The organism is Levilactobacillus hammesii DSM 16381 (assembly GCF_001434395.1).
GTDB lineage: Bacteria > Bacillota > Bacilli > Lactobacillales > Lactobacillaceae > Levilactobacillus > Levilactobacillus hammesii.
Genome location: NZ_AZFS01000044.1, coordinates 99,563 through 122,217, shown reverse-complemented (window position 1 = coordinate 122,217; position 22,655 = coordinate 99,563). Strand labels below are relative to the sequence as shown.

The 22,655-nt window shown below is 42.6% G+C and carries 19 protein-coding genes; 11 read left to right on the top strand and 8 right to left on the bottom strand.

Going from position 1 to position 22,655, the window contains the following annotated elements; genetic code table 11:
• The first annotated feature begins 10 nt into the window (after positions 1–10).
• The 8 genes from parC (at position 11) to xerS (ending at position 9,040) form a co-directional block, all read left to right on the top strand.
• Positions 11–2,458 (top strand): DNA topoisomerase IV subunit A, encoded by a 2,448-nt coding sequence (parC, locus tag FD28_RS03230; protein WP_057732536.1) that lies wholly within the window; start codon positions 11–13, stop codon positions 2,456–2,458.
• A gap of 161 nt (positions 2,459–2,619) precedes the next feature.
• Positions 2,620–3,579, top strand: coding sequence for a LysR family transcriptional regulator (locus tag FD28_RS03225; protein WP_057732533.1), 960 nt, complete (start codon positions 2,620–2,622; stop codon positions 3,577–3,579).
• 34 nt (positions 3,580–3,613) lie between these two features.
• Positions 3,614–4,543, top strand: coding sequence for a manganese-dependent inorganic pyrophosphatase (locus FD28_RS03220; RefSeq protein WP_057732531.1), 930 nt, complete (start codon positions 3,614–3,616; stop codon positions 4,541–4,543).
• Positions 4,544–4,690: 147 nt separating this feature from the next.
• Complete coding sequence (locus FD28_RS03215; protein ID WP_057732529.1) at positions 4,691–5,266, top strand: matrixin family metalloprotease; 576 nt, start codon at positions 4,691–4,693, stop codon at positions 5,264–5,266.
• A 159-nt stretch (positions 5,267–5,425) separates the two neighbouring features.
• Positions 5,426–5,875: a peptide-methionine (R)-S-oxide reductase MsrB gene (gene msrB, locus FD28_RS03210; RefSeq protein ID WP_057732527.1), complete on the top strand. Its 450-nt coding sequence runs from the start codon at positions 5,426–5,428 to the stop codon at positions 5,873–5,875.
• 19 nt (positions 5,876–5,894) lie between these two features.
• Positions 5,895–6,419 carry a peptide-methionine (S)-S-oxide reductase MsrA gene (msrA, locus tag FD28_RS03205; protein ID WP_057732525.1) on the top strand — a complete coding sequence of 175 codons (525 nt, stop codon included), beginning with the start codon at positions 5,895–5,897 and terminating at the stop codon, positions 6,417–6,419.
• A 46-nt stretch (positions 6,420–6,465) separates the two neighbouring features.
• The gene (locus FD28_RS03200) at positions 6,466–6,915 is read left to right on the top strand and encodes an NUDIX hydrolase (protein WP_057732523.1); all 450 of its coding nucleotides are present in this window, start codon (positions 6,466–6,468) and stop codon (positions 6,913–6,915) included.
• A 1,060-nt stretch (positions 6,916–7,975) separates the two neighbouring features.
• A complete protein-coding gene (gene xerS, locus FD28_RS03195; RefSeq protein ID WP_057732521.1) occupies positions 7,976–9,040 on the top strand; it encodes a tyrosine recombinase XerS in 1,065 nt (354 codons plus the stop codon).
• Between the two features lie 267 nt (positions 9,041–9,307).
• Here xerS and FD28_RS03190 read toward each other — a convergent pair whose 3' ends face one another.
• Positions 9,308–9,664 carry an iron-sulfur cluster biosynthesis family protein gene (locus FD28_RS03190; RefSeq protein WP_057732519.1) on the bottom strand — a complete coding sequence of 119 codons (357 nt, stop codon included), beginning with the start codon at positions 9,662–9,664 and terminating at the stop codon, positions 9,308–9,310.
• A gap of 445 nt (positions 9,665–10,109) precedes the next feature.
• Positions 10,110–10,427 carry a hypothetical protein gene (locus tag FD28_RS03185; RefSeq protein ID WP_057732517.1) on the bottom strand — a complete coding sequence of 106 codons (318 nt, stop codon included), beginning with the start codon at positions 10,425–10,427 and terminating at the stop codon, positions 10,110–10,112.
• Positions 10,428–10,623: 196 nt separating this feature from the next.
• Between FD28_RS03185 and FD28_RS03180 the strand changes: the two genes are divergently transcribed.
• Complete coding sequence (locus FD28_RS03180) at positions 10,624–11,229, top strand: TetR/AcrR family transcriptional regulator (protein WP_057732514.1); 606 nt, start codon at positions 10,624–10,626, stop codon at positions 11,227–11,229.
• 581 nt (positions 11,230–11,810) lie between these two features.
• Here the strand turns inward: FD28_RS03180 and FD28_RS13190 are convergent.
• Both FD28_RS13190 and FD28_RS03170 read right to left on the bottom strand, forming a co-directional pair.
• Positions 11,811–12,005: a hypothetical protein gene (locus FD28_RS13190; protein WP_157059828.1), complete on the bottom strand. Its 195-nt coding sequence runs from the start codon at positions 12,003–12,005 to the stop codon at positions 11,811–11,813.
• A 323-nt stretch (positions 12,006–12,328) separates the two neighbouring features.
• Complete coding sequence (locus tag FD28_RS03170; protein ID WP_057732511.1) at positions 12,329–16,759, bottom strand: NACHT domain-containing protein; 4,431 nt, start codon at positions 16,757–16,759, stop codon at positions 12,329–12,331.
• A 547-nt stretch (positions 16,760–17,306) separates the two neighbouring features.
• Between FD28_RS03170 and FD28_RS03165 the strand changes: the two genes are divergently transcribed.
• Both FD28_RS03165 and FD28_RS03160 read left to right on the top strand, forming a co-directional pair.
• The gene (locus FD28_RS03165) at positions 17,307–17,732 is read left to right on the top strand and encodes a MarR family winged helix-turn-helix transcriptional regulator (RefSeq protein WP_057732509.1); all 426 of its coding nucleotides are present in this window, start codon (positions 17,307–17,309) and stop codon (positions 17,730–17,732) included.
• Between the two features lie 6 nt (positions 17,733–17,738).
• Positions 17,739–18,896: an MFS transporter gene (locus tag FD28_RS03160; RefSeq protein WP_057732507.1), complete on the top strand. Its 1,158-nt coding sequence runs from the start codon at positions 17,739–17,741 to the stop codon at positions 18,894–18,896.
• Positions 18,897–19,165: 269 nt separating this feature from the next.
• Here FD28_RS03160 and FD28_RS03155 read toward each other — a convergent pair whose 3' ends face one another.
• The 4 genes from FD28_RS03155 to FD28_RS13185 form a co-directional block, all read right to left on the bottom strand.
• Positions 19,166–19,663 carry a cysteine hydrolase family protein gene (locus FD28_RS03155; protein ID WP_057732504.1) on the bottom strand — a complete coding sequence of 166 codons (498 nt, stop codon included), beginning with the start codon at positions 19,661–19,663 and terminating at the stop codon, positions 19,166–19,168.
• A 135-nt stretch (positions 19,664–19,798) separates the two neighbouring features.
• A complete protein-coding gene (locus FD28_RS03150) occupies positions 19,799–20,188 on the bottom strand; it encodes a type II toxin-antitoxin system death-on-curing family toxin (protein WP_057732502.1) in 390 nt (129 codons plus the stop codon).
• Positions 20,185–20,439, bottom strand: a complete 255-nt coding sequence (locus FD28_RS03145) for a hypothetical protein (RefSeq protein WP_057732501.1) — start codon at positions 20,437–20,439, stop codon at positions 20,185–20,187. Before FD28_RS03145 ends, FD28_RS03150 begins: the two co-directional genes overlap by 4 nt.
• An 81-nt stretch (positions 20,440–20,520) precedes the next feature.
• Positions 20,521–22,653 carry an MFS transporter gene (locus FD28_RS13185; RefSeq protein WP_157059827.1) on the bottom strand — a complete coding sequence of 711 codons (2,133 nt, stop codon included), beginning with the start codon at positions 22,651–22,653 and terminating at the stop codon, positions 20,521–20,523.
• Positions 22,654–22,655 lie beyond the last annotated feature (2 nt).

Below are 22,655 nucleotides of genomic sequence, written 5' to 3'. Positions count from 1 at the left end.
CGCATATTTCGTGAGTGAAGGACAAAATATTCAAGAATTAACTCTGGAAGAAGTTATGGGCGACCGGTTCGGCCGGTACTCCAAATCAATCATTCAGGAACGGGCTTTACCCGATATTCGCGATGGGTTAAAACCCGTGCAACGGCGGATCTTGTTCGCGATGAACAAGGACGGCAATACCTACGATAAGGGTTTCCGTAAGTCGGCTAAGTCCGTCGGAAACGTCATGGGTAATTTTCATCCCCATGGGGATAGTTCCATCTATGAAGCGCTAACCCGGATGAGTCAGGACTGGAAGGTTCGTGAACCCCTGGTTGAGATGCACGGAAACAATGGGTCAATGGATGGTGACCCGGCCGCTGCCATGCGGTATACCGAAGCCCGGTTAAGCAAGTTAGCTGGTGAAATGCTGCGAGACATCGACAAGGACACGGTTGAAATGGTCCTGAACTTCGATGACACGGAGTACGAACCCACTGTCTTGCCAGCGCGTTTTCCCAACCTATTGGTCAACGGATCGACTGGGATTTCAGCCGGTTATGCCACGGAAATTCCGCCGCACAATTTAGGCGAAGTCGTGGATGCGCTGGTTTACCTGCTCAGTCACCCTAAGGCTACGCTCGAGGAACTCATGTCATTCGTCCAGGGTCCCGATTTTCCAACCGGCGGCATCATCCAAGGTAAAGACGGTATCGTCAAAGCCTATGAAACTGGTCGGGGGCGCGTGGTTGTCCGTTCTAAGACGGTCATTGAGCCAATGCGCGGCAATAAGAGCCAAATCGTCGTGACCGAAATTCCCTATGAGGTGAACAAGGCCCAACTCGTCAAAAAGATTGATGAGATTCGGCTCAACAAAAAAGTTGAAGGCCTAGCCGAAGTCCGTGATGAGACCGATCGTGACGGCCTGCGGATTGCCATCGAATTGAAGCGTGACGCCGATGCCCAGGGGGTCTTGAACTACCTGTTTAAGAACACCGAACTGCAGATTACCTACAACTTCAACATGGTCGCCATTAATCATATGCGCCCAGAACACGTGGGCTTAAAGACGATCCTGACGGCATATCTGGAACATCAACGAGACGTCATTACCAAGCGGACCAAGTACGAGTTGCAAAAGGCCCTGGATCGACAACACATTGTGACCGGGCTGATTAAGGCCTTGTCAATCCTGGATCAGGTTATTGCGACCATCCGGGCCAGCAAGGATCGCCGCGATGCTCGCGACAACCTGGTCAGTGCCTACGATTTTTCTGAGAAACAGGCGGATGCCATTGTGGCATTACAGCTTTACCGGTTAACCAACACCGATGTGACCCAGCTACAGGCGGAATCTGATAAGCTTTCGGCCGCTATCGCACAGGATCACAAGATCTTGGCGGAACCAAAGACGTTAAATGCGGTTCTCCGCAAGGAACTAAAGGAAGTTGCGAAGTCTTACCGTAACCCTCGCCGGACTGAAATTCAGGATCAGATTGAAGACTTGAAGATCAAGACGACGGTGACGGTTGCTGACGAAGACGTTGTCGTACTGGTCAGTCATGATGGCTACCTGAAACGCTCAGGTGTCCGTTCATATACGGCTTCCGATCCTGAAGACAATGGTCTAAAGGACGAGGATTATCCGATCTTCATGGAAAAACTCAGTACCCTGGATCATCTGATGATGTTTACCAGCAAGGGCAATCTGATCTACCGACCGGTTCATGAGATTAGTGACGTGAAGTGGAAGGAAACCGGTGAACACATTTCTCAGACCATTGGCCTAGCCAGTGACGAGGAAATTGTCGCCACCTTTGCTTTCAAGTCGTTGAAGGAGACGGGACGCTTCCTGATTGCCACCAGTGATGGCTATGTGAAGCAAACGGCCTTTGCCGACTTAACACCGGGACGGACCTACAAGAGTCGTGCGGCTGTTTATGAAAAGCTCAAGCATGATGATGCCCGAGTCGTTCAAGTGAAGTACCTGACCGAACCCGTTGATCAGGGAATTCTGTTGGTTTCTAAGAATGGCTATGCGCTGCGTTATCCGGTCGATGAAGTCTCCGTGAACGGTGCACGAACAACCGGGGTGCGGTCTATGGATCTTCGTGATGACGATGAGGTGGTGAACCTCGCGTTGGTTAACGACAATGACACGATTGCGATGATCACACAACGCGGTGGGTTTAAACGCCTAGCGATGAAGGAAATCTCCGTCACTAGCCGTGCTCGCCGTGGCGTTCTGGTCCTAAGAGAGCTCAAACGTGATCCGCATCGCGTCGTGGACTTCATGACCATTCCAGCTGGCAACCCACCATTGGAGATCATGACCAGTCGTGAACGCACCCATGACGTGCTGCCAACTGAGCATCCGTTGAGTGGCCGTTATTCCAACGGGTCGTTTGTCGTTGATACTGACGTCGAAGGGGTTCCCGTATCTCTACGCGTTAAACCAGCTGAACTGGTCTTAGATTAAGCATTGCTGGTTCCGCACACAGTTGCTGCTGGCGGATTTGCGAGCGGTAATCGTTGCGCTTTCATACAAAACAGCCTATTATAGAGTTTAATAGTTACTATTAGGCTGACGTAGTTGTCGGCTAGACGGTTCGTCACGCCAGTCATAAGGAGTAAACGCGGATGAAGACGAAACAAGAGAGCATTTTTTCTTCTAAAACCCTGACGTACTTTCTGCAACTCGCAGAAACCATGAATTATACGCAGGCTGCTCAAATTTTGGGGATTACCCAACCAGCTTTGACCCAACAGATCAAAAAATTAGAACGAACGGTGGGGGCACCGCTCTTCTATTCAGTGGGGAAAAAATTACGGTTGTCAGACGCCGGCTACACGATGTTGGATGCGACACACAAGATTTATGCCATTTTGAATCAAGCGACCGATGAGATTCAACAATCGACCAGCGCAACACAAGGTGAGGTTAACATTGGCCTTCTGGCCTCCATTGAGGATGCCGTCTTTGAGGACTTTGCTATCCTGTCTTACCAGAATAACCCCGAACTCAAGATTTCCTTTCACATGTTGACGCGGAAGGAAATTTGGGAGCGGTTAGAAAACAACAAGATTGATCTGGCCATCATGTACTTGCCGGATGATTCCATTAAGAATTGGAAGCCGTATGAATCCAAGAAGATTATTTCGGATGACCTGCTATTCATTCATCACGATGAGCAATTGGCCAAGAAACACCGGATTAAGTTCAAGGATACGACGGCCAACGTTTGGGCAATGTATCCAGACGGTTACTACCTGAACCAGACGATTCATGAAGCCTACAAGAATCAACTGGCCGATTTTCCAAGGGGTGTTGCCAACTTCACGACGCCAACGCAACTGTTACATTTTTCAATGCAGACAGGGGCGTCCACGGCATTACCTAACTCGTTTATGGTCGGGCAAGATAACCTGCCTGAAACCTGGACGGCACACTTTGATCCGAATATCCGCTTCGACCTGGCTTTTGTTTTCCGCAAGGGCAAAGCAGAGATTCCACGGATCAGTCATTTTCTCGCGCAGTTTGACCGGTACTTGCATACCGACGATTACATTTCGCGCCTCAAACAATTGCGTAACAAATAACCTTAAAATTATTGATTAAAGGAGTTTTCTACTCATGAGTAAAGCGTTAATTTTTGGTCACCAGAATCCCGATACGGATGCCATTGTGGCAGCCAAGGCCTTTGCCTATCTTCAAACCCAAAAGGGCTACGATGTTGAAGCCGTTGCCTTGGGTGAACCTAACATGGAAACCAACTACGTTCTGAACCATTTCGACGAACCAGCACCACGGGTCGTTAAGACGGTGTCTAACGAAGTTGATCAAGTGATGCTCGTTGACCATAACGAAGCCCAACAAAGTGTTAGTGATCTCGACAAGGTGCAGGTGACCTTTGTGGTTGACCATCACCGGATCGCCAACTTCCACACGGACTCACCTTTATACTACCGTGCAGAACCAGTGGGTTGTGTCAGCACGATTCTGACGGAAATGTTCGACGAAGCTAAGATCGAAATTCCTGCCAAGTTAGCAGGTTTGATGCTTTCTGCCATCATCTCCGACACGTTGTTGTTACAATCCCCAACAACAACGGATAAGGACCGCGAAGCCGTTCGGGCCTTGGCCGAAATTGCTGACATTGATGTTCAAAGTTATGGTATTGCCATGTTAAAGGCTGGGACTAACCTGGCTGCTAAGACGGACAAGGAATTAATCGATGGCGATGCTAAGTCCTTTGACATGAATGGTCACAGCGTTCGTATTGGCCAAATCAACACGGTTGACTTAGACGACGTCATTTCTCGTCAAGCTGGCTTGGAAAAGGAAATGCACGCTGAAATGGCTGCTGATGGCTACGATCTGTTTGTTACCTTAGCAACGAATGTCCTAAACAGTGACTCCGAAATGATCGTTGCTGGTGATGCAACAGACGTTGTTGAGAAAGCCTTCAACACCAAGCTGGAAAACAATCGCGCTAGCTTGCCTGGCGTTGTTTCCCGGAAGAAGCAAGTTGTGCCACCATTGACTGATGCATTCAACGCTTAATTCGGTTAATTTACAATAATTTTGACGCCCCACGAAGAAATGTTATCTTCGTGGGGCGTTTTTGTCGCATCTCTGATGGAACGCGCATATAATACGGGCCGATGGTAGCCGTCAGGTGTTTTCCCTAATAAGAGAGAGGGATTATACATGACAAGAAGTGCTTGGTATCGAAAAATCGTGATGGTGATGGTAACGATCGGTCTTTTTGTCAGTCAGATCGGTGGTGCTGTGGCGTTGGCAGCGTCCACAACACCGTTTGGACCTGAAAGATTTGCGCAGAATCATGCGACGTATGCAATTACCACTAGGTCGGCCTATTACCAGAAAATTTGGCGGTCAGCCGTCCACGCTTGGAACAAGACGGGGGTCTTTACCTTCAAACTAGCGTCTTCCAAATCCGCACAGATTAAGTTGACAACGGCCTCTGCCAATCAAGCGCAACATCTGGGAAAGGATGTAGGCTTGACGGAATACTGGGCAAAGCGGGATTACTTGATCAAGGTTAGCTCCGAGCTTAACCCGACATTGCTACACAGTTACGGTTACTCACGGTCAGATGATCTTCACGTTGCAGAACACGAGCTGGGTCACGCCATGGGACTCGAACACAATCCATCGAAGCACAGCGTCATGTATTATGAAAACCGGTCCGTGGCCATTCAGCCGGTCGACATTAACGGTGTCAAGGCACGTTACCAAACACCTGCTGGGCAAGCCAGCTAACAGTTGAATAGAAGATAAAATACCGATTCGCGCTGAATCGGTATTTTGGTGTATCGTTAATCATTTTGAAAAACGGGCAAATTAATTGCGTTTTCAGCGCAGAGGCTTAAACTAAACCATAAGCGAAAAAATTGTGTACAATTGATTGGAGGATTTTAAATGAAACCAACAAACTCAGCATCCGACTTAAAAGAACGCCTTACCGCAGAAGAATTTGCGGTGACACAAAATGCGGCCACGGAACCCGCCTTTACTGGCAAATACGATGCCTTTTATGAACCGGGTATCTACGTGGACGTTGTCAGCGGCCAACCGCTGTTTAGTTCAACCGACAAGTACGACGCCGGCTGTGGTTGGCCGTCCTTTACCCAACCAATTGACGCCGCTAACGTTAAGGAAAATACGGATCATTCGTTTGGCATGATCCGGCGGGAGGTTCGGAGTACTGACGCGCAATCCCACTTGGGCCACGTTTTCACTGACGGTCCGGCAGAAGCGGGGGGCTTGCGTTATTGTATTAACTCGGCCGCTTTGAAGTTTATTCCAGCCGATCAGCTGGAGGCTCAAGGCTATCACGACTTTCAACAGCTATTTCCTGATAAAAAATAATTCAAGGAGGACTTTACCCATGTCAACAACTGAAACTGCAATTTTTGCGGGTGGCTGCTTCTGGTGTATGGTGCAGCCGTTCGATACGCAACCTGGTATCCAGTCCGTGATTTCTGGTTATACCGGTGGACACACAGAGAATCCGACGTACGCCGAGGTTGCCAGCCATACCACGGGCCACACTGAGGCCGTTAAGATTACATTTGATCCCGAAACGATCAGTTATGCCCAATTGGTTGAAATTTACTGGCGCCAGACCGATCCCACGGATGCCAGTGGCCAATTTCAGGATCGCGGTGACAGCTACCGTCCCGTCATTTACGTGAATAGTCCGGCACAACGTCAAGCTGCGAAAGCCTCTAAAGCCCAACTTGCTGCCAGCGGTCAATTTGACGCGCCCATTGTGACCACCATCGAAGAGGCCCAGCCATTCTATCCAGCCGAAGAAGAACATCAGGACTTTTACCGTAAGAATCCATTTCGTTATCAGATTGAGGAAATGGGCGGTCGCCAGGATTTTATTCAGCAAAACTGGCATGACTAACTGTCGAATTATGCGTTACAATTTAACGTAGAGGACGGTGACGTATATGGGCTATGTTTTAGATCTCCGTAAGACAATCGGTGCACAACCTTTAATTGTGGTTGGTGCAGCCGCATGGGTACTGCGAGATCAGCAATTGTTACTGGTTAAACGAACGGATAACGCGCTCTGGGGTTTGCCAGCGGGTTCTAAGGAATTGACCGAGAGCTTGCAAACAACCGCAATTCGTGAATTACAAGAAGAAACAGGTTTAATTGGTCAGCAGCCAAAATTACTGACTGTCGTGAGTGGTTCGGGCATGCAGTATACGTATCCCAACGGCGATCAAATTGATTCCGTCACGACCGTTTACCAATTAACCGCAACTGGTCAGCAGCGTGCCGATCAGGATGAAACTAGCGCGGCAAAATTTTTCGCGTTGGCTGAATTGCCGACAGCGTTGACGCCAATCACGCAGCGTATTCTAAAAGTACTAACAGCAGAGAAACTGATTTAAACAGGTAGAGTGCCAATCTGATAATTAAGATCAGAGGAAGCACTCTATTTTTAGCTTTTAAGTCTACTTTCGATAATATATATTATGTAAAGTAGAATGGTCTTTTTTGTTTTAGCCGCGAGATTGGTCATTCCCTATTCCACAATCCGTCTGCAAGTTTTGCTGATACCTTTGCTCAACTAATGAACCTTAAAGCTTGTCGGTTACTAGAATTAACTGGCAGACTCAACTCAACCAATTAACTTGCATTACCAACTTTTACGCGACCACTGATCAGCACAAGTACGCTCGCTAACTACACTGACTAAAATAGCATCACTTCGACAATAGCAGTCGCTATTCTTACAGCTCAGCTTCAGGTATACGTTCACAACTCGTAAACTCATCCAGATCACAAAATTGCTAAAATCACAGGCGAATTCTACGTTAATTTCGTGGTCAGGTCTCCGTCTAACATCTGAACGTGTGCTCAGAATCAACGTCATAATTGACTAATTTTAGGGTCAAACACTTGCAAACCAAACAAGTGGTGTTTGGCGGATTTGCTGTCACCAGGCTGCCATGATATTCGTCCAAGTAAGTCTAGAAAAAGCCTTAAAGTCAACCCACAATGTGCGTTTGGAACATGCACAGCTGGCAGCACTGAAAGCATGGCCACTAGCCGTCATAAACGACAGTTGCTGAAACGATGTTGCTTGACTGTATATCAGCTATTCCGTGAAGCCATGGCATTTATCAACGAGCTATGTTTCAGCAATCAATACTGTCCACAAATGCTGATATATCAGCGTTTTAGAAACCTTTAAAACACCATTCAGAACCGTGAATCCACACATGACGGCCTAATTAAATGACTTCAATCCCAGTATAATAGTATTTTTATTACCGTCACTAGCGGTATCCATCACAATCTATAGCCATAGATCAGGACGACTACTTTCATTAAAACAAATATTTTAAAGATAGTAGTGGGTAAAAATAAGGCGGGGGGCTTGCTAATTTGAGCATTCACCGGTATCATATAAAATATGAGAACGTATGTTTGGAGGCCGCTTCTATTATGGAAAAACAGCACTACTTAAAATTAATCAATGAAGAACTGGCCATCGCGCCCTGGTACGTCCAAGAATACTATCAGGCCAAGGCTACTGTCCCCTTATCGCCTGCCACATTGTACCAATACCTCACGGAGTATCGCCGTTTCTTCAACTGGCTCATCAGTGAAGGCCTAACCACGGCTACCTGCCCCGCTGATATCGACATTCAAGTCTTAGCGAAGTTAAAAAAAGAAACCGTCGAACTGTACAAGTCTGCCCTGCTGAACCAGACTAAGCTCACAGGCGCTCCTGGGAGCCGAACCCATCCAACGATCAATCGTTCTCTAAACGCCCTCTCGTCTCTCTTTAAGTACCTCACGGAGGATACTGAAGATGAACATGGTGAGGCCTACTTTGACCGTAACGTCATGCATAAGATTGCCTTGGTTCGGACCAGCGAAACCTACGCAACGCGAGCAGCTAACTTAAAAACGAAGCTCATGCTGGGCAACACGGATCATGATTACCTGGCCTTTATCGACGAAAAATATGAAGACTTGCTGTCGCCAGCCAAAAAACGGTATTTTCACCGGGATAAACAACGTGATCTGGCCATTAATGCCCTGCTGTTGGGCAGTGGCTTGCGCGTCTCGGAGGCCGCTAATGCTGACTTGCGCCACCTGAATCTGAAGACCGGAACGATTGGCGTGATCCGTAAGGGTGGTCAACGGGATACGGTGCCGATTGCGCCGTGGACTTTGCCTTACATTCAAGACTACGTTGCACACCGAACAGCCATTTATCACGCCACCAGTAGCGACCGGGCCCTTTTCCTCAGCAGTTATCGGGGCCAGGCTTCACGGATGCAGGCCAACTCGATGGAGAAAATGGTGGCCAAATACTCCTCAGCGTTTAAGGTCCGTATCACACCGCATAAGCTGCGTCATACGTTGGCTTCAAAACTCTACCTAGCCACCAAGAATGAACAGCTGGTGGCCACCCAGTTGGGTCAAAACTCAACCAGTGCAACCGGTCTGTATACCCATATCATTGATGAGGAGCAGCGACAGGGATTGGAGAAAATGTAACCTAACCGGCTAATATCAGAGCTGCCCTATATTAACAGGTACTGACGCGCCCCGCAGCTGAAAGTGAACGCACAACCTTAACTGCCCAAGAGCAGACAGAACTGACTCAGAAGCTGAACCAAGACTTTGAACTAGTCAGCAGCTACCGTGGCTTTAAAATATAGTCAACAATAGGATTGTGCTATCGATATTGATAGCACAATCCTATTGTTTTAGCACAGCTATTAACCTGAAATATTAAAGATTTCGATTATTCAAATTTTCCATTTAAGATTGCCCATTGCTGGTATGAATAATTTCAACAGTTTCATCTAATATACCATTCGAACCAACCAGAGAGAAAGTATGCCATCGTGCATTCAATCTAATTTTCATTTGTTCATCTAGTTGATCAGAAGCTTCTCCCTTAATCCACACCAATCCTAAATTTGAGTCAATTGTCTGATCAAAATCTGAAAGCGTAGTCGCTTTATCAACAAAAACTAAACGAAAATGCTGTCCATTTGGAAAATCCCCTTCTTTTGAAAAAGGGCCAATGCCATCATCATAATCAAGTAAAACCTTATTGCTATCTAAATCTGCTTCTAATTCTCGCTGAGCAGAATCAGAAAAAATAAGTTTCATTGTTTTCACCCTTCCTTTTCAGATGTATCCTTACTTAGTAACTGCAGTAGTTCTCATCATATACTGTGAGCTACTGGTTCCCTTGTAACCGCAACAGCTAATTCTCAGCTACTCAATAACAGCATGACTGTAAAAAAACTAACTGTCAATAGTAACGCCGACTTAGGCCCTAGCTTCCACAAGTTGCCGCCCAATGTTACTTCATGTTGTCCCGTGGCCTAACGATTTTAAAACCTGGTCATTCGTAAGGTGTCTCCTAATCCAAATTAAATCGACGTTGTTTGCCGCCGTAGCATACTTAACTGTTTAACGATCTACACCGTTTTCATATAACGGCTTTTAATCCCAAATCAGTTCGAAAAAAAGAGATAGCTAGTGCCATCTCTTTCAACCTAATCCTATTAATTGATCAATCTCATGATTGCCTTCTAACAAATATTGGCATTTAATTAGCAATGCTAGATCTCAATTTAACCTCTTCAACGTTTAAAATAGCCGTCATATCATACCCAGCCATGTCAGCTTTAAAGTCATCGCTTTGCATATATTCCGCATTTAACGCCGCCATGTCATCAGTGTCTTTAGTATGCACCAAGGCAAATACCCGACAAGGCTCATCACCATTTTTAACTTGTTCCAATTGGACACTGTCAACTTGAATATGATATTTTGGCAGACTAATCAAATGTCGTTGCCAATGCACCTTAAAGTAAAGATCCGCCATCGCTTGATTTTTCAACGTATAGATTCGTAATGCTTTCATATTTATTCTGCCTGCCTTCTTTTTTGCTATACCTTATTTTTACCATGTACGCTGAATTTTTAATACCAGCAGGCCGACATCAAAAGTTGTTTATCCAACTCTGATGGCCCATTCGTTGGGTAAGCAACTTCTCAACCCGATTTAATGACGATTTTATTTAAAATTTCGGTATACTTGATAAAAAGGAGCGACAGCCATGACTACCGATTTACGTGTCATCAAAACGCGAGAAACCATCAAGCGTGGTTTCCTAGCCTGTATCGACCGACAATACTTTTCAAAATTAACCATTGCGGAACTCACTCATGAAATGCAGATTAACAAATCAACTTTTTACACTTATTATGAAGATAAGTATGACTTACGCTCAAAACTAATTGCTTCAGCTTTACAATCATTTTCAAACTCGATTGATATTTCTTACTTGAAATTGACCCCTTCTGAGATTAAAAATTATGAACAAAAGTTGCCAACCGCCCTACTTCCGCTGTTCAAACAACGTGCAACCTTCATGACACTGTGGTCACCTAAACTTGAAAGCAATGTCTTTGAACAAATGGAAAAGATTTTTGTGGAAAAATTCTTGGCGGCTTTAGCGACAACTCCCCCTGCCGAAAGCAACGTGCACTATCAGGAACTACAGGCGCGCCTATTTGCCGCTTCAGCAATGCAAGTCATCAAGTGGTGGTTTGAGATCAGTCCCACCACGCCCGTTACTGAAGTTGCCAGAATCATCGCTGCTTGTTTAACTTCAGGGACATACGTGGCCTTCAATTCGCCGACACGTCATCACAATCCTTAGATAATCAATGTAAGTATCTGCTCTTAAATACAGACTGATTTGCTGACTATCGGGCCGAAGAGTTAACTAGATTATGGACGATTGGAAAAATAAATTACAAAGTATGTCTCAGCTGGAAACGTTTCCAATCATGTGCGACATTCTACCAAGTCTCAAAACTGTGTGACAAGAAGATTATTAATCCGCCACACAAGTGTTCAAATTCACTCACAAATGCCCTTGGCGCGCTCCAAACTCTATAAAAATGTAGTAAGATCCATAATCGTTTTTTTCGTCACACTCAACATGAACTTCTACTAAAGGTCGAAATTCTTCAATAAAAGGGCAACTCCGTCTTTCAAAACTCTTTCTGATAAAATCTACAGAGCTTCCCCAACACTATTTAACTGACTTTTGGAATACTATTAGTGATAGTCAAAAAACATCCAAGACCTAATCAAGAAAACGACACCACTACAATAATTGTGGTGGTGTCGTTTTCTTGATTTTGAACATTATCCTTTAGGAAACAATCTTCTATTGCTACATCTGATTCTTAAAAGTTCGTTACTTAAAAATCTAACCTGCTTACTTCATAAAGGTCAAGCAGTGTCCCAATCGGTATTTTTCAAATCATCAGATTGATTTTTTACTGTAGTTTTTCCTCCATTTTCCCTTGCTCGACGCGACTTAAAGCTTACATTTAACCCCAATAATGAACTAGAGGTTACCATAATAGTTTCAACTTTTGCGGAACTATTATGGTACTGACCAATTTTATTTTCACGATGCGGCATAGGCTGCCACTTCTTATTTGGTAGTCTTCAATCTGCAAAATCTGAACGATTACGATTTCTGACTTTTTAACGAAAAACTGTTTTTTCATAAACTTCAAAAAATAATACAGAAATTTTTTGTTAACATCTACCCTCAAAAAAATTTTCTCTTATAGTTAGTCGGATATTACCAAAAATCTCAACAAACTTTTCGCTCTACATTAGGTTTTTCCCCTGATTATTTTCGTCTTAACCCACCTATGACTATTCAGCCAGGTCAACCTCTGCTCCCGAAATGAGTCTAGTTCCTTTATCACTATAACTAGTAGTTAGATTCGAGTAAACTATTTCTCGCATTGCTGCCAAGAGCTTCCAACTATATGACCATTCTCCAAAGCGAATAAACCATCAAATTCTCTCGACTCATATCCTTGTGAATCAGTATTGATATTTTTTTCACCTCCAATTAGCCATACCAAATTATAATTTTCTTTTTTTAGAAATTTCTGAATAATATCCTTTTTGATTAATAGTTTGGACTCACCACCAAATGTCGCACTTGGATCAAAACAGACTAACTCACTGCCTTGATACCATCTACCTTTCTGGTCACATTTCAAGCCTAGCCCGTTAATTAAGAACTTTGAGGGTAAAAGAATTGACTCACTTCGACTCTCCGTATGTTCCTGGTCTGCACTCTCCCAAGAGTATCTAAACACGAGTTCCTGATATTCCACTTTTGAATTATCAATGTCTAATGAGTTATTCGATTCGACTGATTTATTTCTCCAAGGATATTCTAGGTAAAAATATCTATACTCATTATTGTGAAATTCAGCTAAATTGGGCGTTTTAAGATTCGAATCACATTTAACTGATTTCTTAAGAGACATTAGGTCTTGATTGGTTACAGCAATTGCGTTTACTCTATACCAAACCTTAGCTCTAAAATTGGTATGCTTTGATAATCCCTTTTGTGACCAGGTCGGCAACTCAAATAATGATAGCCATTCAGAATTATTTTCAGTATAAATAATGCGCTCCTCTAGTTTCGGAAACAAACTGGAATTGGTTATCCAATCTTTACACTGTTTACCATCATCAACTGATGGTAACTTATACTCCATTGCATTCCACTTACTATGATTTTTGTTCTCTAAGCTATCATATGAATCGATTCCCATATGATTTCCAATCGTGGGATCAAATTTTCGTGAGTAACATTCCGGATAACTAAAGGTCTTTGAATCATAATTATAGGAGCCATGATACAAATACTGGTCAGCTAAAATTGCCAAAAATTCATAGAAAGAAATCCACTGGTATTTCTTTCCAATTCTTTCAACTTTTCTACCTTGACGTGGAAAACGATCACAATATGCCCTCTCAAATTCCCCAAATTGCGACGACGTCCAACCTAAATCGCAAGTTCTTTTGAATACCCATCGTTGTGCGCCTTTCACATCAAAAGAGATGCATTGATTAGATTCATATTGTCCAACAGCTTCTTTGAAGAGTATTTTTTGATCCTTTGAAAGTTTATCCATAATTTTTCTCTGTTGTTCAATCGAGTGATCTTCACCTGTTATTAAACTATCTGTGCCATCACCAGCTGACTGAAAAATTGGAATAAATTTCGAATTTTCAATATTATCACTATTTAGAGTCTGCTTTAACTTAAAGAACATCTCAGACAAATCAGGACGTTCTTTAATTATCTTGCCAAACTTTTGTTCTGAAAGTTCCCCTTCGGTCATCACATGGCCTATTTTACTAGATGGATACTTTGACCAATCTTTTACTATGCCCATAACATAATTACCGAAATCAGCAATCCCTGTTAACACAGACCGCTTAATACTTGAAAATTCCTCTCCCTCGGCCTCAATTTCCTTTTCACTAGGAATTTGAAGATCCGGTAAATAGTTGTTATTATAAAAGGGGTATTCGACTGAGTCGAAATGAATACTTATGCCTTGATACTTTGCATACTCATATATACCACTCAAATAGTCACGTACGACAATATTTGAATGTTGTTCTTTAACTAGCTGTTCCCATGGAATTACTCTTATAGCATCTTTTAAGACAGTAATATCTGAAATTAACAAGGAACCGTATACAGCACCATATAATGACATCACCAAAAACGCATCATCAATATTGGAATATTTTTTTATGAAGTATTCTATATTCTCTGTACCTTTAGCTAATACCTTTGTTAGAGCTTTAGTAGCATCTCTTCTCAAATCGGGATTGACGGTTGTTGTTACCCATAGTAATGTCATGCCAACCAATTTTAGACGGTCGGAGCTAACGTTAGTGAGTTGTGAATCTTCGACCCAATCGATAATCTTCCGAATAGGTTTTTCATAACCATCATTAACGGCTGTATAAGAACTCCACACTTCATCACGATTGTTAAGTGAAAATTTTCGGAGATTTCTATCTAAAAAAATCGCGTTCCAAGGATGATTAGCTTCAGTACTTAGGCCAAGTAATATTTCCCATACTTCGGAACGGTAAAGTTCACTTGCAAATAAGTGATTTAATTCCATCAAAGTTTGCTCATTAAAGCAGTCACTGTTACGCATTTGAACACTTAAGCGGAAAAAATCAACATTAAATTCTTCGCGCGTAAATACCGTATTCTTATATTTCTCGTTTTCCCATGGAATCAAAGTATCGATTTCAACGTTAAACTTGTTTGGAATTTCAATACTTAAAATTTCAATTAATCCGTGACTCCAATTGTTTAAACCAGAGATTTTTCCTAAAATGACTTTTCCTAATTCATTTTCAGGGAGAAAACCAATTTTCAACTGATCCAATGTTGAATACTGACTCAACAATTTTTTTGCCACATAAAAATCTGAAATACGTTGAAAAGTAAACTTAATTACTTCCTGACCATTATTTACCCCTGGTTCCTGGACTAAAATCCCTTCTGATAGCAGGGCATTTAGCATATCTGAATCAAAATACTTAAATAAGACAAATGCCTCTTCGATTGGAACTCCATTCATTTCTTTAGGGTAAAGCTTTTTAGAAAATTGATCTAAGGCCCCTTTAACTATAGATGGGCTTGGAAAGTTCAGTTTGTCACTCACAATCTTTGAGACATTGCTCATATACATTTTAAAAATATCTTCAAATTTTAAGTTTACTTTTGGAAACTCGTGAATTCTCTCGTTTGCCATAGTCTGGCAAACAATTCTTAAAAAAAGTGGATTAGAAAATTCATCCGTCAAAAAAGGAACATCGGGAATTTCAATATCATAACTAGTTAGGTACTTTCTAACTGCTTGTTGACGGCTACCGGCAAAACCATTGTGAGTCAAAAAAGGATATTCTTTCTTAAGATCATCGGGAAGGATAACTTTCTCATACGTGTCTCGACAGCTCATAACTAACGCGACATGATTGTAGCGCCGACATTGTTCTATAAATCGAATAATCTGATTTTTCCATTCATGGCTCCCACTTCCCTCATTTAGCGCATCAATGATAATTAAGACTCGATTATCATTGAGCTCACCAAATGTTTCCAATAAGGGTAAAACGTCTGTAGTATTATCTATTCCAATTTGATCTGCAATAAAATCTAAGGGATTACCCCCACCAAAATGCTGCCCTAACACGAAGATTACCGGATATTTATTCTTTAATTGTTTTTTTGAAAATCCACACAACAAATGAGACTTTCCAGATCCAGCCTTTCCAGTAATCAGCAACATACGCTTACTTGCTGCTTTAAAATTAGTACTAGAAAACATCTTGAACATATCATTACAAGCAGAAAGTACCCTTTTTATTTCATAGAAAAGTGAATCATTTCCAGCATCATCATAATGATGCGTATTCTTAGCATAATCGTTCTCCAAACGTTGAACATCTTCAACTAATTTTTTTAAAATTGACTGAATTATTTCCCTGTTATCAAGAAGTGCAACTTTATTCATCTCAAACTTAAGCAATTTATTTTTTACAAGCCTTAAATTATGATGTACTTCCGTTATATCAACTAAGGTGGATCCCAAGTTGTCTGATTGCCATCTTAAAGCAATTTCCACTATTTCAATAAATTTATGTAATCGTCTTCTTGTTTCACTACTCCAATAATCATTCAACGCTAATGCATCCAAGGCCTTTTCAATGGGAAGGTCTATATTGTTTTCTTCAGAATACCTTTTGCCTAAGGACTTTTCGGATAAAGCACATAGTTTTTTTAGAGAGCTCAAACTTAAAAACTGTTTTGAAAACCATTGTTTAGTAATACCATCCCGAATCGATTCATCCTCTAATATAAGTTCTTTCAATTTTGATGAATCCCAAAGAACAAATTCAACATTCATCGACTTTTCAGAAGCAGTTTTTTTCCAATGTTCGACATGTTCTCTCCAACGATCCATTTCCGTTTTTTTTAAGCCATCCCGACGTCCATCAGCTAATATCCTTGGAACACAAATGTAATACTTTACCAAGCTATCATGAAATTTAAGTGCGGCTTTTACCGATTTATCAAGTTGATTCCATCTTGAGCTTTCGTTAAGAGACTGCAAAAAAAACTTAGCTTGCCAGCCAAACTCGTCTCCATTAGGAAAGGTGCTGTAACACTCTACACCACCGTCACCACCACTGCCATTGTTATTATAAAAGCGTTGTTGGCTATCTTTTTCTACTTGTCTTCTGGCAAGCAAACAAACCAGATCTTCAAATGCAGCTTCTTTGCTTCCATCAACTTCTTGAATTTCACTAAAACTTATTTCTTCCAATTCTAGATCCCCCTAGCTCATTGATTATTGAGATGTAATCAATCTCGAGACAAGCCTGTATTCTCTATCTAATTTAACCATTACCCATTTTCTATCTCATCTCTTCAATTAGTGTATCATGCTTCCCTTTAAAAATAAAAATCTCTCTGAGGTTGTTGCTTCATTCTGCCCTCGTAACCATATGATGAAATGAACCGTTTTTCTCAGTATACTTACGAGAGAGAAAGTTTATTCCATCATATGGTTTTATTTGCACTGAATTTAAACCCGTACAAAAAATGATATTCTTTAGTTCGTTAGGTAAACTAATTATTTCCTTGAATACAAATATAAGCTTCAATCTCTTAATAATTGAAGTTGAATGACTTTATCAAACTCTAGGAGACTTTTCCCCTGGAGTTGTCACAGAAAACGTTGCATTTTGGTACGCTCAAAAACTCCTTCATTTCATATAAAAACAAGCTCGAACTTGTAACTTAATCTTTCACAAAAAAATCCTTACAAAATTATACAGTCTACTGTACAATATGTTCCATGAGGTGATCACATGAATAGAGACGACATGATTTCGCGGCAACTACTACAGTTGGCTCGCCGAATTAAACAGCGTCGGAATCTACACATTAAGAATCTGAATTTAACCACGGAACAAGGGGATGCCCTGCGGTATTTTGCGGAACACCCCCATCAAACAATTGCGATGTATAAAGACTATCAAGGAATTACCCACCAAACCGCCCGGGTGATTGTTCAACACATGGTGACCGCAGGAGTCGTGACCTTAGCCGCCAATCCTGACGACGGCCGCTCGAAACTAGTCGTGGTAACTTCATTAGGGGCAACCAAATACGCGCAACTTGATAAGCATGGCTGGCAAACGAGTAAGGAACTCTTTGCTGGCTTTACACCGAAAGAACAACAACAATTTCTAGCATTGGCCCGCCGCGCTAATGCTAATCTAGAAGGGAAATGATTTGGCGTGCACACACGCTTATACACCAAAGATGTTATCTTAGTTTTAGTAGCCAGTTTCTTTTATTTAATGGGACCAATGCTGATCAATCCGATTATTGCAGGATTTGCGGCAAACATTGGCGCTAGCAGCATTTTAGCTGGTGTCATTGCCGGCGCAATGAACTTGGTCGCGCTAATCTTGCGGCCATTAGCTGGAAATCTGACCGATCGCGTTTCGAAATACACCCTGACTCTAGTCGGTGGCCTTTTACTCTTATTGGCAAGCTTAGGCTATATGTTAACCACCAATGTGGCCTTAGTTCTGCTTTCTCGAATCATTAGTGGCTTAGGCTATACGTTATGTTCCGTCTGTATGGCCACCTGGATGGCAGACCTCTTACCAGCCAATCGGATTGGCTCGGGGATGGGCATCTACGGTTTGGCCAGCGCCTTGGGGATGGCCGTGGGTCCAGCAGTCAGTGTCTATTTATACCAACACTACAGTTACCAAAGTGTTTTTTGGGTCGCCGCTCTATTTAGTATCCTCATGCTGATTGTCATTCAGTTTGTCGGCAACCACGGTCTTCCTGTTTCTACGCCTAAAACGACATCGACGGCCACCCCCAAAATGCAGTTGGTTCAACCCAAAGTTATTCCCTTGGCGGTCATCTTGCTGTTATTTTCGTTACCCTATTTTGCGACAGAAAACTACATCGTGAGTTATATTGCTCACCGCCACTTTGCTGTGCCAGCTGGTGCCTTCTTTCCCATTTACGCAATTATACTATTAGTGATGCGGCTGGCGTTACGCGATGCTTTTGACCACGTTCCCTTCAAGAAATTCTTTTGGCTATGCCTAGGCTTTAATCTGTTGGGCGTCATTGGCTTAACCGATTTAAGCAATTGGTTCATGTTGTTCCTAGGGGCTTTTGGCTTCGCTGCTGGTTATGGCTTGATGTTTTCAATTTGCCAAGCCAAGGCACTATCACTTGTACCAGCATCGGATCGGGGCTTAGCCAACAGTACCTTCTATATTGGTATCGACCTCGGTATGTCTGGCGGACCGATGCTGGCAGGACTCATTACAGCGATTCTTCCTTGGGCATGGCTCTACCCAGTTATGGGATTGACCTTACCCATGATTGTGGCTGTTTACTGGGCCAATCGCCGGTCACTAGCCTAGTCACTGGTTAAATCCATCAAATGGCAATGGCGCTGGTAAAAGCACTTTGTTTGAGGTATATCCGGTTTTATTTAACCACACGTAGCGAATCAACGCCGACAAAATTCTTCGTTCTCAAAATGGCGATTGGCTACCTAACGAACAAGATTTACGCAAAACCTGATATGTCATAAAAGAGCTGGTATCCTTCGAAATTGAGGGACGCCAGCTCTTTTGCGAGATTACCCGACGACAAAAAAGCTCACCAACAAACGGTGAGCCCTGATTCATTAAGCTTCAAGCATTGTCACAAACCGGTGATTCCAAATACCTTCGTAAAAGGCAATGGTCTGTTCAGCCGTCATAAATTGATTATCTACCGTGGTCGTTAACCCCGGGGTCATTTGGAGATCGTAGCCAATCCCATGGGCAACTTTGGTCGTCGTATCGACGCAGTACTCGGTTTGCGCACCACAAATCTCTAATGACTCAGCGGCAAAGCTGGTTAAGACACGTCGCAAATTGGTGTGATAGAAAGCATTCGCATGGTTCTTAATAACTACGGGGTCCGCATCGCGATGGTCCAGTTCTGGAATCAGCTCCCAGTCGTGGGTTCCTTGAACTAAATCTTCGTCCGTGTGTTGGACAAAGACGATTGGCTTCTTCGCCTTGCGGTACGCTGCGATCCGCGCGTTAATCCCCGCAAGCACTTGGGGCATATTTGCAGCCGGCTTGTCACCGTAACAAACACCGTTTTGAAGATCAATCACTAATAAAACATCTGCCATGTGTTGCTGGCCTCCTTCGAGAATCTTTCAACTTAACTTCTATCATACCCTAGTCAAGGTTTATTCGAAAGAGACGATTATACTAACCAACGATGTTCGGCCGCTACTTAAACGAATAAGGGTGACCGGCCATGTCTATGCCTGGTGAGTTTTAAGCCACTCAGCAAGCGTCAGCATAATTTCTTCACTATCTGGACTATTCGTAACGCTTAAGATTAAGCTTTCACCCTCGTCATCACTAAAAGCTAATATATAACCATTAACTTTTAGAAAGGTTAACCCCGACAAAAGCGCGGTTCGCTTATTTCCATCCACAAAAATATGTTTCTTAGTTATTTTTTGAATAATAAAAGCTGCCTTAAGCCAGACACTAGGGTACAATTCTTTACCAAAAATCACCTGCTGTGGCTGTTCCACGACAATGTCTAATCCTTGTGGGTACTGTATGCCAAAGGAATGACTCTGAGCACGCCCTAAAACTAATTGATTAAGTGCCACAAATTCTTCTTTGGTTAAAAAAATCATAGGTTTTCCAATCTCTTCATTAAATCAGCATGATCATCAAAAATATCGTTTGCCGCTTCCAAGATATTAGGTCTGACCGCTTCTATTTTTCTAAAGATAACCTCTTTACCATCAGGTGAAATGATTTTTTCAAACTCAGTATTACCATCGACTTTTAAGAATTCTCGATCTTTTTTTGAAAGACGAAAAGCATACGAATTTCCATTTTTAAACAACTTTACGGATTCATTCAGATTCTCTGGATTAATCATAGATTATCACGCTCCTCACCTCGTAAGCACATTATACACATATGTACTTACGAAATCCACAGACAAGTTTCTTTAATAATTCTAATTTGACAAGGTATCGTCCTCGTGAAATTCACCAGTCCTATCCGTATACATACCCGCAATGGTAAAAAGTAGAATAAAAATTGCCGCAACTAAGAATGTATCGGTAAACGCCGTTGTTAAATGCGTGTTTTTTGAATTTCTGAGCGTCTGGGTATAACTAGTTACCCGTCGCTCTAAATCCGTATCAGAAAGCCCCGTTTGAATCTGATCTAAGCCGGTTAGAAGATGGTCACTCTTTTTCAACCCAGTTAATAAGGCCATCTGACCGGCCAATAACTGTTGTTGCCCGACTAGCAACGACTGAGTGTTGGGAGAAAGTCGTTCAATTTGAGCTTTGAACTGCGATACCGTTTGAACGGTAGGATTCAATCCAACTCGGTACACCGCAATCAGCATCGCTAGTAATTGCTGTTTCTGCACGTTTGCTGCTGTCTCTGACGATTGCGACAAAAGCTTTAAGTCATTCTCATAAGTGGCCAATTGCGCGACGCCATTCACGTTACCCTTTATCAATTCAAACAGTAACTGATATTGCGTATCTTGTGAGGAAACCATTGCGGTTCGCATTTTCTTCTGTCCTGAAATCAATCGTTCCAAAGACTGCTGGTCGCGTTTATTTACGTAGCGATAGGCATCCTTGATAGCCTGCGTTCCGTTATACAACCGCTTTAAATTGCTATTCTGTGGTTGTCCATTAGCGTATGGTTGACTTTGATCCTTTTTTAAATCCGTCTTTAGTTTCGCTTGTAAATCATAAGTCGTTTCAGAATTTAGCGCCTGATTTAAATCCTGTTTTATCGTGGTTGAAAATGGTTTAGGGATTGCTAAACGGGTAATCGCAGTATTAGAATCCCGTTTAATACTACTTTTGGCCAAATTGGTAGTGTGCGTCATCGTCCCGACCAGTAAGGCGATCCCCAGACACGTTCCTAGCTGGCGGCTAGCATTAACAATGCCCGATGCCATACCCGCCTTATCTTGAGGAATGAATTGAACCGCTGAAACGATGGTCAAACACCCTAGGCCAAATCCCGAGCCTAAAATAATCATCATCAAGACCATTGCCAGCCACGAGGTTGACTGACTGAGCCGCGTTAGCATCAATAAGCTAATACCCATCAAAACAATGCCAGCAGTAATCAGGGGTTTATAGCCTAATTTTCTTTGTAGTTTTGTTCCTAATGGCATGACGACCATTACCGTAATTGACATAAACATAATCACGTAGGAAGCTTTGAGAGCCGTGTATGCCCGCACATTTTCCAAATAAAAATTAAAGATCAAGGACGAACAGATAATGGCGAAGCCACAAACAAAATAAACCAGGCTCGATGCCGTGAATGTGCTTTCTTTGAATAAGTCAAACTCGATAAATGGTGTCTGCGTATGCTTTTCCCACCAAACAAATAACCCGATGCAAAGGACAGAGCCAATCATTAGTCCAATGCTCCACTGGGAAAACCACCCCAGGTCATAACCCTTGATTAAAACATAGGTTAATTGCGCAATTCCGGTCAGAAACAAGCTTAATCCTAAAACATCGATTCTCTTAGAAATCGTTTGGTCATAAGATTCATTAAAACAGATCAACATTAGAATAAATGTCAAAACAACGATGGGGATGTTGATAAAGAAGATATATTTCCATGCAAAATATTGGAGAATAACACCACCGATTGGTGGCCCAGCGGCTGCTGCTACGGCAGTCACAGCACCAATTGTTCCCACCGCATCAGTCGCTTTTTTTCGGCCAAATAAACTCACCGACAACGGAATCATAATTGGCGTCACAATGGCCCCACCAATACCCTGCATAAATCTAACCGCAATTAGAAAGATCAAGTTCTCGGATAAACCACATAATAACGACCCGATACCAAATAAAGCTAATCCCAACAGCATGATCTTTTTACGCCCAAACTGATCACCAAATTTCGCCGCTGGGATAATAAACACTGACATTGCTAAAACATAGATTGTACTTATCCAATTAGTAGTTGTGAGGCTCGCATTAAAGTACTTGGTGATATCGGGCAGGGCAATATTGGTGATGGTTGTATCTAGTGTCACCATAAACATAATCAAGCAAAGGGCACTTAGCCCCAACTTCCCCCGTAATTTTTCTCCCATGA